Consider the following 13,717-nt stretch of genomic DNA (forward strand, 5'->3'; position numbering starts at 1 on the left):
CGCTCAGGCTGCGCGCGCCATTCTGCGCAGCCCCCAGACCATCACCGCCCCCATCCCGAGCATGGCCAGCAGCAGTGCCGGGTAAGCCACCCACCAGTGCAGCGGTGCGGTCATCATGCTGAATTCCGACATGCCGCCGATCCCGGCAATCAGGTTCAACGGCAGAAACACCACATTGATCAAGGTCAGTTTGCGCAGCAGGGTGTTGGTGCTGTTATTGACCAGGTTGCCGCGCGCATCCATCAGACCGGCGAACACCGTGGAATAGATCTCCGCCTGTTTGTAGCACTGATCGTTCTCGATGATCATGTCGTCGATCAGCGCCAGGCTTTCTGCTGGGTATTGCCTGGCTTGCGCATGATTGCGCAGACGCGTCAGAACCGCACCGTTGCTGTGGATGGCGTTGATGTAATACACCAGACTTTCGCTGAGGTTGAACATCTGCAGCAAATGGCGGTTTTCCAGTGAAGAGTTGAATTTCTGCTGCAATTCCCGGGCGACCATCTTGATGACTTTCAAATGGCCCAGATAGTGATGAATGTTGTTGAACAGCAGCTCCAGAAGGATATCCAGCGGCTGGTTCAGCGGGCGGTGCGCGCCCAGCGCGCTCAAGGGTTGCTCGTCATCACAGATCAGCACCAGCTGGTCCCGGCTCAGCAGCACGCCAAAGGACGAAACGTCGAACGAGAAGCTGTCCTTGCCCGAATAGTTCTCGGGGCGTTTCCAGATGACGAACAATGCATCAGGGTGAAACTCGATGCGCGAAATTTCGTCCGGGTCGAGTGCCGAGGCAACAGCGTGCTCATCAAGGTGAAATCGCTCCAGCAATAATCTGCGTTCTCCGGCATCCGGTTTGCTGAACCACAGCACATGGGCCTTTTGCGGATCACATGCCAGCAACTGGTTGTTGTCGAGTTTCAGGCCCTGAATCATCGTTTCACCATGCCTGACCGAGGCGCTTGAGCTCCAGACGGCGGACGAACTCTTCCAGCACCAGGCTGTACAGATCATCCTGCAGATAAGCGTCTTCGATGCCGGCATCCAGGTTCGGGTTGTCGTTGACCTCGATCACCACCACTTGATCGCCTGACTGTTTCAAGTCCACGCCATACAAGCCGTCACCAATCAGGTTGGCGGTCTTGAGCGCCAGCTCGACCACGGCGCGCGGCGCTTCGTGCACCGCCAGCGTGCGGCATTCGCCAATCACCTCGGCGCCGATCGCCTTGTGGTTGTAGATCTGCCAATGCCCCTTGGACATGAAGTACTGGCAGGCGAATATCGGTTTGCGATTGAGAATGCCGATCCGCCAGTCGTACTCGGTGTAGAAAAACTCCTGAGCCAGCAGCAATACCGAGTGCTCGAACAACTGGGTCGTCGCCGTGTGCATTTCCTCGGGTGTACTGACCTTGATCACACCTCTGGAAAAGCAGCCGTCAGGGATCTTCAATACCAGCGGGAAGCCCAGGCGTGTGGCCACGTGCTGCAGTTCTTCCGGGCGGTCCTTGTAGAGAATTTCCGTTCGCGGCATGCCCAGATCGTGGCTTTTGAGCAGGTCGGTCAAATACACCTTGTTGGTGCAGCGCAGGATCGAGGTGGAGTCATCCATGACCACCAGCCCCTCGCTTTCGGCTTTCTTGGCAAAGCGATAGGTGTGGTTGTCGACGCTGGTGGTTTCGCGAATCAGCAGCGCGTCGTACTCGGCCAGCCGGGCGTAGTCTTTCTTTTCGATCAGTTCGACATCGATGCCCAGGCGCTGACCGACGCGGATGAAATTGGCCAGCGCCTCAGGGTTGGAAGGCGGCAGTTGTTCCTGCGGGTCATGCAGAATCGCCAGGTCGTAGCGGGCCATGCGCCGCGAACTGGGCTGGCGCCAGACGTTGCGGCTGAAGCCTTCCAGCGCCGTGGCGAACTCATCCTGCTGATCCTCGCGCAGACGCGGCAGAGCACCGGCCTTGATACCGGCAATATGCCAATTGTCGCGCTTGCGAAACTCCACCATCAGGATCGGGCAGGGGAAGACTTCAAACAACTGACGGGCAAGATCCTTCAACGGATCAAGTGTCGTCTGGCCGAAGTACAGTGTCAGGGTAAAGCCTTCGGTGTCGTCATAGGGATGATCCTCAAGTGCGGTTTCCAGCAACTTGTCCAGGTCATCGAGGGCCAGGCCGTAGAGTGACTTGCGGGTCAACTCGCTGATGGTCTTTACCGAGGGAATGACATTGTGCTGACGCGCTTCGGCGAGCAGGGAACAGTAATAACCGTGGCCCAGGTATTTGTAGCTGCGGCACAGGTTGATGACTTGCACACGCCTGCCTGCCGTGGCTTTCAGCGGTTTTTCCAGGTAGTCCTGGGCGCTGATCAAGTCTTCGCTGGGGAAGTACGATGCCCAGTCTTCGAGCCGTTCGACAATAATCACCAGTTGCCTCTGCGCTGCAAAGAGTGTTGCGGGGTCTGCACGTCGGGCTGTTGCTGAAAGCGCAAGTTGCGCAGATACTTCGTTCATCTTCACCTGTGCCGCTGACATGTGTAATCGATCCGATGGGAAACAAGTCCTTTCTATTAAGCATGTGCTTTTTGAAATGTCCCGTTTCGTTACACAACTTTTACGGCGGTGCAGATGGACTTTATATTTCGAGATGCAGTTGAAACCGATGTCGATGACTTGCTGCTTCTGGAGAACCAGTGTTTTGACGGCGACCGTCTGACCGCGCGCAGCTTTCACTGGATGATCCGCCGCGCCAATGCCAGCCTGATCGTCGCCGAGCAGGCCGGACAGCTCACCGGCTATGCGCTGGTGCTGTTTCATCGGGGCACCTCGCTGGGGCGCTTGTATTCGCTGGCGATTGCCGATGCAGCGCGGGGCAAGGGCCTGGGCAGGCAGTTGTTGCAACGTGCCGAGCAACAGGCCGTGGGCCGCGACTGCGCTTACCTGCGCCTTGAGGTGCGCCCCGATAACGGCGCTGCCATCGGGCTTTACGAGCGCAGCGGTTATCGGCGTTTCGCTCAGGTCGATGACTATTACCAGGACCATGCCCCGGCCTTGCGCTACGAGAAGCGCATCGTTGAACACGCCCGGCTGGACAGTCGCTCAGTGCCTTACTACCAGCAGACCCTGGAGTTCACCTGTGGCCCGGCCTGTCTGCTGATGGCCATGAAAGCCCTGCAACCTGCGCGCTCGATGGGCCGTGGCGAAGAATTGCAGATCTGGCGCGAGGCGACCACCGTGTTCATGACCTCCGGCCATGGCGGTTGCAGCCCTCAGGGGCTTGCGCTGGCGGCTCTGCAACGGGGCTTTGCGGTGAAGCTGCTGGTGTCGGTCTCGGGCCCGTTGTTTCTGGGCGGCGTGCGCAGTGACAACAAGAAACAGGTGATTCGCCTGGTTCACGAGCAGTTCTGTGAGGCGCTGCAAACCGCCGGGGTGCACACACTGCCCAATCGCTCGCTGAACCTGCCAGGCCTGCTGGCCGATGGCGGCAAGCCGCTGGTGCTGATCAGCAGTTACCGCCTGACCCGTTCCAAGGCACCGCACTGGGTGATGGTCACCGATTGCGACAGCGATTTCGTCTACCTGCACGATCCCGATATCGATCACAGCCTGCATCGGCAGGCCATCGACTGCCAGCATATGCCGGTAAGCCATGCCGACTTCAACCGCATGAGTTGTTTCGGTGCCGATAAACTTCGGGCCGCAGTGATTGTGTTTGCCGCGCCTGTGGATGATCATGCGTGCGCTTCAGCAGACCGGCCACAGGACTCTCTACCGTGATTAAGTTCGTGCTCAAGGCTTTTTGCGTACTGGCCATCGCTGCGAGCCTGTCGGCCTGCATCAGCGCGCCGATCCCGCTGACCGCGAAAACCGCCGCGCAGCTGCAGCAACAGCCTCCGGTGCGCTTTCTGCTGACCTTCGACGATGGCCCGAGCGCCTCGACGTTCTACAACCCCAGCATCACCGTGCTCGACAGCCTGGCGGACAATCCGCTGCAGCCGGGCATCAAGGCGGTGTTCTTCGTGCAGACCGGCGCAACCGGTGCGGGTAACAGTGATCAGGGTTGGGCGATCATGCGCCGTCAGCATGATGAAGGGCACCTGCTGGGCTTTCACACCGCCACGCCGCACCACACCAACCACCGTTCGCTGAGCGATGAGGAACTGGAGCAATCCCTGACCCAGGGCTGCGCGATCATTGCGTCGATCACGGGCGTGCCGACTACCTTGCTGCGTCCGCCGTTCTGGAACTACGACAAACGCACCTTCAGCGCCTATCAGCGCCACCATCTGCAGGTGCTGCTCACTGACCTGAGTGCCAATGACGGCAAGATCTGGGGCTATAACTTCAGCCTGCGCCGCCGTTCCAATATGGTCAGCCAGCTCTCGCGGGTGCGCGAGCGCATTGCCGCCGGCGAGCTGCCTGCGGTGGATGGCGTGATTCCGGTGGTGGTGACCTTCCATGACCTGAACCGCTACACCGCGCGGCATGCGCGGGAGTACTTGCAGATACTGGTCGACAGTGCCGGGCAGACCGGCGTGCGGCTCGCCGACAAACCGTTCTATGACGACAGCGGGCAGTTGCAGCGCGCGGCACTGGCCCGGACGGTCAAGGAGGCGGGCGAGCCTGTCAGCTTGCCCGGCGTCTGGAACTGGATCTGGGACCACAACGCCCACTGACGACACGCACTGACCAGGCGTCAGACCAGGGTGTTCTTGCGCACATGACCGCCCTGAACAATCATCGCCAGGTGTTCGCCCTGACCGACCAGGCAACTGATATCGCTCAGCGGGTCGCCATCCACCACCAGCAGATCAGCGATCGCACCGGCGGCGATGCAGCCCAGTTCGCCTTCGCGCTGAAGGATCTGCGCCGCGACACTTGTGGCACTGCGCAGCGCTGCCAGATTACCCAGCAGTTCTGCGCGAATCTTCAATTCATGAGTCTGGTACTCGTGCATTTCGCCCAGCAAATCCGAGCCATAGCCCATCGGTACGCCCGCTTCGGCGAACAGCAGCAGGGCATTGCGCCCGGCCTGGCGCACATCCTCGATCTTGGCGACCGAGTCAGCCGGCAGCCCAAAGCGTTCGCCATATTCGGCGAGCATTTCGTAAGTGACTTGAGTCGGCACCGCAAATGCGCCTTTTTCAGCCATGAGCCGCGCGGTGTCGGCATCGACCAGATTGCCATGTTCGATGGTTCTGACGCCGCATTCGATGGCGCGGCGAATCGCCCGAGCGGTGTAGGCATGCGCCATGACGTAGGTGTTCGCGGCGGCGGCCTCGTCGACGATGGCGCGGATTTCAGCTTCGCTGTATTGGGTGTTGGCAATCGGGTCGGTCGGCGAAGAAACACCGCCCGAGGCCATGATCTTGATCTGGTTGGCGCCTTGCTGCAGCTCTTCGCGCACCGCCAGGCGCACGTTGTCGACACCATCCACCACGCGGGCGATGGCCCCGGCGCGGAAGCAGCAGGAGCAGGGCTCGTTGAGCAGCAGTTCGCCGCGTGCGCGCATGTCGCCATGCCCGCCGGTCTGTGACAGTGCCTTGCCCGATGCGAAGATGCGCGGGCCGGAAATCAGCCCCATTTGAATCGAACGGGCCAGTGCCCAGTCAGCGCCCCCGGCATCGCGCACGGTGGTAAAACCACGGTCGAGCATCGCCGCCAGAATCGGCAAGGCGCGGTACATGATGATTGCGTTGGGTTGCAGGGCGTTCATGCCCAGGTTGGCGTTGGAAGCCAGCACATGCACATGGCAGTCGATCAGGCCGGGCATCAGTGTTCTGCCACCCAGATCGATGACCTGAGCGCCTGCCGGGGCCGGCTGACCCTCGGCACGCACCGCGACAATGCGCTCACCCTCGATCACGACCTCCTGGCCCGAAATCAGTTGTCCTTGTTGCACGTCCAGCAGGCGGCCGTTGCGCAGGATCAGGCGTGTGGGTTCAGTGTTACTCATGGGTAAGCTCCAGACAGGGGTTGATGGGCCGCAGGCGCACGGTCGCGATAAAGCAGTGCGCCAATACCGCTGACGAGGGCGGCGAACATGATGTAAAAGGCTGGCGCCAGGTTGCTGCCGGTCGAGGCAATCAGCCAGGTGATGGTGAAGGTGGCAAAGCCGCCGAAGAGGGTGACGGCGAAGTTGTAGGCCACCGAAAGCCCGGTGGACAGCACGTGGGTGGGCAGCAATTCACCGAAGGCTGCGAGGATCGAGCCGATGTAAGCGGAAATCAGCAGGCCGAGCACCAGCTCGAAGATCAACAGTGAAAACAGCCCTGGCATCTGGTTGATGAACAGAAACATCGGGTAGGCGCTGAGGAAGATGGCAATGGCCGAGCCCAGCAGCCAGGGGCGATGCCCGCTGCGGTCGGCCAGGGCGCCGACAATCGGCGTGGCGACGATCAGCACCGCGCCGCCCATCATGCCCGCGCTGAAGCCCATCCATGACGGCAGACCAAGCACGCGCTGGGCGTAGGACGGGATGTAAAACAGGATCGCATAGGTACAGACGGTCCACAGCACGACCAGCGAAAAGCTGATCAGGGTCTGTCGCGGGTAAGTCTTGATCACTTCGCGCAGCGGCGATTCGACCGGTTTGGCAGCCTTGTAGGCAGGTGTCTCGTCAACCCGGCTGCGAATATAGAAGCCGACCGGCCCGATCAGCGTGCCAATCAGAAACGGCACCCTCCAGCCCCAGCTTTCGAGCTGTGCCTGGGTCAGGTAACTGGACAGCACCGCGCCCAGCGCGGAACCCAGCAGCACCGCGACGCCGATGCTGGCCTGAATCCAGCTGGAGTAGAAGGCTTTCCTGCCCTCAGGCGCATGCTCGGTCAGAAACGCCGTGGCGCTGCCCATCTCGCCACCGGCAGAGAAGCCTTGCAGCAGGCGCGCCAGGACAATCAGCAGCGGCGCCAGATAGCCGATCTGCGCGAAGCCGGGTGTCAGCCCGATGATCAGCGTACCCAGCGCCATCAGCAGGATGGTCAGCGACAATGCCGCCTTGCGTCCGCGCTTGTCGCTATAGATGCCCAGCACAATGCCGCCCACCGGACGCATGAAAAAGCCGACCCCGAAGGTCGCCAGCGCCAGCAGGTAAGACGTCAGTTCGCTGCCGGTGGGGAAGAACACCTTGGCGATGATCACCGAGAAGAAGCTGTAGACCGTGAAGTCAAACCATTCAAGGCCATTGCCGATCACCGTGGCGACTACCGCGCGGCGTGCCTTTTGTTCATGGGGGCGTGAAGCAGAGGATTGTAATGTGCTCACCGGATAAGCTCCTGCATGCGATACACGCAGGGAAGCCCCCTGCATCGGCTGCATTGATTGAGGGGCAGGGTGGTTGTGAGTGCGGCTGAGTCAGGTCTTTTTGCCCGTTTCAGTCGAGAGTAGGCGCTGGGCGGATTTTAAGAAAACGCTTATTACGCAGATTTGCATGCGCCAGACGCATGCAGGTTTCAGGGCGCTGAAGCCAGTGTGGCGATTTCGCCCGCCAGCCATTTCTCGAAGGCGCGTGCGGCACGCCGAGGCGTCTTGCCGCTGGGTGTCAGCAGGTAGTAGCCACCTACCGCGCCGACGCTCTTGCGGCAGGCGGGCACCAGCGCGCCGGACTGTACGTGGCGGTCGATCATTGGCTGCCAGCCGAGCACGATGCCGTGCCCGGCGACCGCCAGATCGACCAGCACCGGATACAGATTGACGGTCATGCGCTTACGGATCAGCGAGGCATCGACACCCTGGCGGCCGAACCAGTCACCCCATGACAACCATTGACGCTGGCCGTCTTCGAGCATCAGCAGGCAATGATCCAGCAACTGCACGGGCTCCAGCAGACGTCCGTCCAGATAGTCGGGCGAGCAGTAGGCATTGACCGATTCGGCGAACAGCAGACGGCTGTCGAGACCCGCCGGTGAGACTTCGCGGAGAAAATACAGCGCCAGATCGAATTCGGCGCGAATCAGCGAATCCAGCCCGTCGACCACGCGCAGGCGGATATCCACGGCCGGGAAGGCATCGCGATAACGTCCCAGCAAAGGCCCCAGCCACAAGGCCGCCACGCCACTGGAGCAGGCCAGGGTCAGCTGCTGATCGCCGCTGTGAGTGATCACCTGAGCGGTGGCCTCGGCGCACAACGTCAATACGCGCTGGATCTGCTCGGCGTAAATCTGCCCGGCGACCGTCAGATGAATGCGCTTGTGCTCGCGACGAAACAGCGCGCGGCCGAGAAATTCCTCCAGTTGCGCGACCTGACGGCTGACCGCGCTCTGGGTCAGGTTCAGTTCGCTGGCGGCACGGGTGAAACTGCCATGCCGGACGGCAGCTTCGAAAGCGATCAGGTTCTGCAGCGGCGGAAGGGGCTCGATACGCACAGTGGCTCCTGTTGCGGGCAGGTTTTACAAAGTGTCGGGAAACGGCGTCGACAGCAGCCAGTCCCTGAACACGCACAGCGATGGCAGGTTCTGAAAACGCGTGGCGTAGGCCAGGTAATAATTGCGTCCGCTGTCCAGGGGCTCGAACAGGGTGACCAGTTCGCCACTGTGGATTTCGTCCTGCACCAGAATGCGCGGGACCAGCGCGACACCAATGCCGGCCGCGACGGCCTGGATCAGGTGCGAGGTCAGTTCGAAGCTCGGACCGGGGCGCATGATGTGATGGTCCAGCCGATTACTGTCGAACCAGTCCGACCAGGCATTGGGCCGCGACACCACGCTTAGCAACGCATGCTGGGCAACCTGCGCCGGGGTCATCGTCTTGTAGCCGGCAAGGGCAGCCGGGCTGGCAATCACCACCAGTTTTTCACTGACCAGCGGATGCGCGATGTAACCGGGCCAGTTGCCGTTGCCGGCACAGATGATCGCGTTCATTTCGCTGGCGGCGGGCGTCAGGTCGGCATGCACGATGCGTGAGTGGATATGCACCACATAGCCCGGATGCCGGGTGTAAAAGTCATTCATGCGTGGCAGCAGCCACTTCGAGCCGAAGGTCGGCAGCACGGCCAGATGCAGCGTGCCGCCTTCGGCCTTGTGCGCGATGGTTTGCAAGGTCGCACTGCGGATGCGGCCCAGCGCGGCAGCCAGCTCATGCTGATACAGCGCGCCTGCGGTAGTCAGCTCGATGCGTCTGCCGTCGCGCTTGAACAGCTCGACTTCCAGTTGTGCCTCCAGCGCCTGCACCTGCCGGCTGACGGCGCTCTGGGTCAGGGCCAGTTCGTCTGCGGCCTTGGTGAAGCTGCCATGCCGGGCGGCCGCCTCGAAGGCGAGCAGCAGCGACATGGAGGGCGTCAGTCTTCGGGTGTTCATTCATAAAACTCATGGAAAAACGGCAGGTTTTACGTTTGCACTGAAGCATGACAGGCAGGAGAATCACGCTAACCGTTGATAACGCCATGCATTCGAGCGTTTCGAAGCATACGTGCTTTGCATATAAAACGCCTAGCGAGGAAGACCACCATGATTGCGCTGCTGAAACCGACCTCTGAGCAGATCGGTCACTATGACCGTTTCCTCAATGCCCTGGCGGAGGCCGGCTTTCGTGGCGAAATAGCCCGTGACCACGGTTCGCGCACCGTACTGGCCACTGACAACTCCATCTACCAGCGCCTGCCACAGGCTGCCGTGTTCCCGATGGACAGCCATGACGTCGCAATCGTCGCCCGGCTGGCGGCGCGGCCCGAGCACCAACAGGTGGTGTTGACCCCGCGTGGTGGCGGCACCGGGACCAACGGGCAATCACTGACCGACGGGGTGGTGGTCGACCTGTCGCGACACATGAACGCTATTCTCGAGATCAACGTCGAGGAACGTTGGGTGCGCGTGCAGACCGGTGTGGTCAAGGACCAGCTCAATGCCGCGCTCAAGCCGCACGGGCTGTTTTTCGCGCCGGAACTGTCGACTTCCAACCGTGCCACGATTGGCGGCATGATCAACACCGATGCCAGCGGGCAGGGCAGTTGCACCTACGGCAAGACCCGTGATCACGTCCTTGAGCTATCGACCGTGTTGCTGGGCGGTTCGTACGTCAACAGCCATGCACTGAATGTCGAACAACTGGCCAGCGAGCAGGCACGCGTCGACCGCGCCGGCGACGTTTATCGTTGCGCGCAGCAGATTGCCGATACGCAGGCACAATTGATCAAGGATGTTTTCCCACCGCTTAACCGCTGTCTGACCGGTTACGACCTGGCGCACCTGCGCGAGGAAGACGGGCGTTTCAACCTCAACAGCGTGCTCTGCGGCTCTGAAGGCTCGCTGGGTTTTATCGTCGAGGCCCGACTCAACGTCCTGCCGATCCCCAAACATTCGATTCTGGTCAACGTTCGCTATGCCGGTTTCATGGACGCCCTACGGGACGCCAAGGCCTTGATGGCGCACAAGCCGCTGTCCATCGAGACCGTGGACTCCAAGGTGCTGATGCTGGCCATGCAGGATATCGTCTGGCATGGCGTGGCCGAGTATTTCCCCCAGGACCCTGCAACGCCGACGCTGGGCATCAACCTGATCGAATTCAGCGGCGATGAGTTGAGTGAAGTGGAGCAGCGCGTTCATGCGTTCGTTGCGCACTTGCAGACTGACACGTCGGTGCTGCGTCTCGGCCACACGCTGGCGGCTGGCAGTGCGGCAGTGAATCGCGTCTACACCATGCGCAAGCGCTCGGTGGGGCTGCTCGGCAACGTCAAGGGTGAAGCCAGGCCGCAGCCGTTTGTCGAAGACACTGCCGTGCCGCCGGAAAATCTTGCCGATTACATTCAGGAGTTCCGTGCGCTGCTGGACAGCCACGGCCTGCAATACGGCATGTTCGGCCATGTGGATGCCGGCGTGCTGCACGTGCGGCCGATTCTGGACATGAAGGACCCCGCGCAGGCTGCGCTGATTCGGCCGATTTCCGACGCAGTCGCGGCGCTGACCAAGCGTTATGGCGGGCTGCTGTGGGGTGAGCATGGCAAGGGTCTGCGTTCGCAATACGTGCCTGAATATTTCGGCGAGTTGTATCCCGCGTTGCAGGCCCTCAAGGCCGCCTGCGACCCGTTCAACCAGCTTAACCCCGGCAAGATCGCCACGCCTGCCACAGTGCCCGACGCGCGCCTGACGCTGGTGGATGAAGTGACGTTGCGTGGCGATCTGGATCGTACGATCGATGAACGGGTCTGGCAAAGCTACGACAGCGCGTTGCACTGCAATGGCAATGGCGCCTGTTACAACTATGACACCGACGACGCCATGTGCCCGTCATGGAAAGCCACCCGTGACCGCATTCACTCACCCAAGGGCCGCGCTTCGCTGGTCAGGGAATGGCTGCGTCTGCAAGGCGAGCAGGACGTCAATGTCCTCACCGCCAGCGCCAGGGCGCGCAGTGCCAATGTGCTGAAAAGCCTTGCCGAGCGAACCGTCAACAGTGTCGCCAGGGTGGCGGGGCAGAAGGATTTCTCCCACGAAGTCTACGACGCCATGGCCGGTTGCCTGGCCTGCAAGTCCTGTGCGGGACAGTGCCCGGTGAAAGTCAATGTGCCCGAGTTCCGTTCGCGCTTTCTCGAGCTGTACCACAGCCGCTACCTGCGCCCGATCAAGGATTATCTGATTGGCTCGCTGGAGTTCAGCATTCCGCACCTGGCGCGCTTTCCGAAGCTGTACAACGCGATCATGGGCGCAAGGCCGGTGCGTTACCTGCTCGAACATGTGGCCGGCATGGTCGACAGCCCGTTATTGAGCCTGACCGACTTCCGTGCGGCTTGTGCTCGCTGGAATGTGGGCATCGCCACGCCGCAGCGTCTGGCCGCATCGAGCGAGGAGGAGCGCAAGCGCACGGTGGTGCTGGTTCAGGATGCATTCACCCGATACTTCGAAACCCCGCTGGCGGCAGACTGGCTGGAGCTGATTTCACGTCTCGGTTATCAGGTCTACCTCGCACCGTTTGCGCCCAATGGCAAGCCGCTGCAGGTGCAGGGTTTTCTGCAGGCGTTCGAGAAAGCTGCCGGTTTCAACAGTCAGTCGCTGGGCAAGCTGGCCGGGTACGGCATCCCGCTGATCGGTCTGGACCCGGCCATGACCCTGGTTTACCGCCAGGAGTACAGCAAGACGCTGGGCAGCGAGAATGTGCCCGAGGTCATGCTGCCGCAGGAATGGCTGGCGTCCACAGTCGAGGAAGGTGGTGATGGCGCGTCGGCAGAAACGTACTACTTCCTGCCGCATTGCACTGAAAAGACCAACGAGCCCGCCAGCGTCGGCCTCTGGCAGAAAGCCTTTGCCCGCGCCGGGCTCAAGCTGGAGGTGCTGGCCAGTGGTTGCTGCGGCATGTCCGGCACCTATGGGCATGAAACCCGAAACGCGAAAACCAGCGATACCATCTACCGTCAGTCCTGGCAGCCACTGGTGGCGCGGCACGGCGGTGAAGGTCGACTGGTCGCCGATGGCTACTCATGCCGCAGCCAGGTCAAGCGCCAGGATGGCAAGGTGGTGCAGCATCCATTACAGGTACTGCTGGAACGGGTGAGGGCGCTATAAGAGAGGACGCAGAGCGTCCAGAACGGCATGCCCACGCGGAGCGTCGCACGATAGTGGCATTTTCCAGCGTGGGAATGCCTTGCGTGACGCTCAGCGTCACCGATCTGCGTCGCGCCGTTCGGTCAGAACTTAAACCAGGTACTTGTTGAACCACCCCAATGTACGATCCCAGGCCAGTTTGGCCGCTGCTTCGTCGTAGCGTGGGGTGGAATCGTTGTGGAAACCATGATTGGCGCCCGGATAAATGTACGTTTCGTACGTCTTGCCCGCCGCTTTCAAGGCTTTTTCATAGGCTGGCCAGCCTTCGTTGATGCGGGTATCCAGTTCGCCGTAGTGAATCATCACCGGCGCCTTGATCTTCACCACGTCTTCGGCGTTGGGCTGACGCCCATAGAACGACACCGCAGCACCCAGTTCCGGATACGCGACCGCAGCAGCATTGGCCACACCGCCGCCGTAGCAGAAACCGGTGATGCCGACCTTGCCGGTGCTGGCGTCATGCTTCATCAGCCACTCGATGGCGGCAAAGAAGTCGTTCATGAGCTTTTCCGGGTTGACTGTCTGCTGCAGCTCACGGCCCTTGTCATCGTTGCCTGGATAGCCGCCGACCGATGACAGCCCGTCAGGTGCCAGCGCAATGAAACCGGCTTTGGCAACGCGGCGCGCCACGTCTTCGATGTACGGGTTCAAGCCGCGATTCTCATGTGCGACAACCACTGCCGGTACTTTCCCGGTAGCTTTGGCCGGGCGTACCAGATAGCCGCGAACCTGACCGTGCCCGTTGGGCGAAGGGTAGGAAACATACTCGGCAATAATGTCCGGGTCGGTGAATTCCACCTGTTCGGCCAGCGCGTAGTTGGGGCTCAGCGAGGCAAGCAGCGCGCTGGCGGTCATGCCGCCAAAAGTGAACAGCGCTGCTCGGTCGAGAAACTCGCGCCGATTGATCCTGCCGTGCGCGTAGTAGTCATAGAGCTCAAGCAGTTCAGGAGCAAAGTCTTTTGCAGTGAGACGTTCCATCGGTACGCTTCCTTCCGAATCATTCAGGGCTGCCTGCGTCTGGGCGGGCTGACGAGCAATACGTGATCGACACAAGGTCCGCTCCCGATAGTATTTGCGGAGCATCAGGATCGCTACTGTAAAACGACGAAAAACCGCCATCCGCTGCCCGTGGGTGCAAACTCACTGCGTAATGCCAGATGCTGCCGACACGGCCGGCGGAATATGAAAAAGTCAGCCA

At 61.0% G+C, this 13,717-nt stretch carries 10 protein-coding genes; 3 read left to right on the forward strand and 7 right to left on the reverse strand.

The genetic code is table 11. The features are described 5' to 3' along the window. Nucleotides 1–3 precede the first annotated feature (3 nt). Both AC54XV_RS13385 and AC54XV_RS13390 read right to left on the reverse strand, forming a co-directional pair. Entirely contained in the window at nucleotides 4–933 is a 930-nt protein-coding gene (locus AC54XV_RS13385; protein ID WP_024660102.1) for a magnesium transporter CorA family protein, read from the reverse strand. Nucleotides 934–937: 4 nt separating this feature from the next. Then, nucleotides 938–2,524, reverse strand: a complete 1,587-nt coding sequence (locus tag AC54XV_RS13390; RefSeq protein WP_058398606.1) for a RimK family ATP-grasp domain-containing protein — start codon at nucleotides 2,522–2,524, stop codon at nucleotides 938–940. Between the two features lie 93 nt (nucleotides 2,525–2,617). Between AC54XV_RS13390 and AC54XV_RS13395 the strand changes: the two genes are divergently transcribed. Beyond that, complete coding sequence (locus AC54XV_RS13395) at nucleotides 2,618–3,766, forward strand: GNAT family N-acetyltransferase/peptidase C39 family protein (RefSeq protein ID WP_058398607.1); 1,149 nt, start codon at nucleotides 2,618–2,620, stop codon at nucleotides 3,764–3,766. Beyond that, on the forward strand, nucleotides 3,763–4,665 hold the full coding sequence (locus AC54XV_RS13400; RefSeq protein ID WP_058398608.1) for a polysaccharide deacetylase family protein: 903 nt from the start codon (nucleotides 3,763–3,765) through the stop codon (nucleotides 4,663–4,665). Before AC54XV_RS13395 ends, AC54XV_RS13400 begins: the two co-directional genes overlap by 4 nt. A gap of 20 nt (nucleotides 4,666–4,685) precedes the next feature. Here the strand turns inward: AC54XV_RS13400 and AC54XV_RS13405 are convergent, their stop codons facing one another. The 4 genes from AC54XV_RS13405 to AC54XV_RS13420 all read right to left on the reverse strand — a co-directional run bounded on the left by AC54XV_RS13405 (nucleotide 4,686) and on the right by AC54XV_RS13420 (nucleotide 9,282). Continuing rightward, nucleotides 4,686–5,945: a metal-dependent hydrolase family protein gene (locus AC54XV_RS13405; RefSeq protein ID WP_053275807.1), complete on the reverse strand. Its 1,260-nt coding sequence runs from the start codon at nucleotides 5,943–5,945 to the stop codon at nucleotides 4,686–4,688. Then, entirely contained in the window at nucleotides 5,942–7,252 is a 1,311-nt protein-coding gene (locus AC54XV_RS13410; protein WP_058398609.1) for an MFS transporter, read from the reverse strand. The genes AC54XV_RS13405 and AC54XV_RS13410 overlap by 4 nt, the downstream gene beginning before the upstream one ends. 188 nt (nucleotides 7,253–7,440) lie before the next feature. Next, on the reverse strand, nucleotides 7,441–8,352 hold the full coding sequence (locus AC54XV_RS13415) for a LysR substrate-binding domain-containing protein (RefSeq protein WP_024660106.1): 912 nt from the start codon (nucleotides 8,350–8,352) through the stop codon (nucleotides 7,441–7,443). A 24-nt stretch (nucleotides 8,353–8,376) separates the two neighbouring features. Next, nucleotides 8,377–9,282 carry a LysR substrate-binding domain-containing protein gene (locus tag AC54XV_RS13420; RefSeq protein WP_011267752.1) on the reverse strand — a complete coding sequence of 302 codons (906 nt, stop codon included), beginning with the start codon at nucleotides 9,280–9,282 and terminating at the stop codon, nucleotides 8,377–8,379. A gap of 150 nt (nucleotides 9,283–9,432) precedes the next feature. Here AC54XV_RS13420 and ydiJ point away from each other — a divergent pair, with 150 nt between their 5' ends. Then, nucleotides 9,433–12,480: a D-2-hydroxyglutarate dehydrogenase YdiJ gene (gene ydiJ, locus AC54XV_RS13425; protein ID WP_024641124.1), complete on the forward strand. Its 3,048-nt coding sequence runs from the start codon at nucleotides 9,433–9,435 to the stop codon at nucleotides 12,478–12,480. Between the two features lie 129 nt (nucleotides 12,481–12,609). Here the strand turns inward: ydiJ and yghX are convergent, their stop codons facing one another. Beyond that, complete coding sequence (gene yghX, locus AC54XV_RS13430; RefSeq protein ID WP_003402674.1) at nucleotides 12,610–13,497, reverse strand: YghX family hydrolase; 888 nt, start codon at nucleotides 13,495–13,497, stop codon at nucleotides 12,610–12,612. Nucleotides 13,498–13,717: the final 220 nt, after the last annotated feature.

Source organism: Pseudomonas fragariae (ex Marin et al. 2024) (assembly GCF_059621105.1).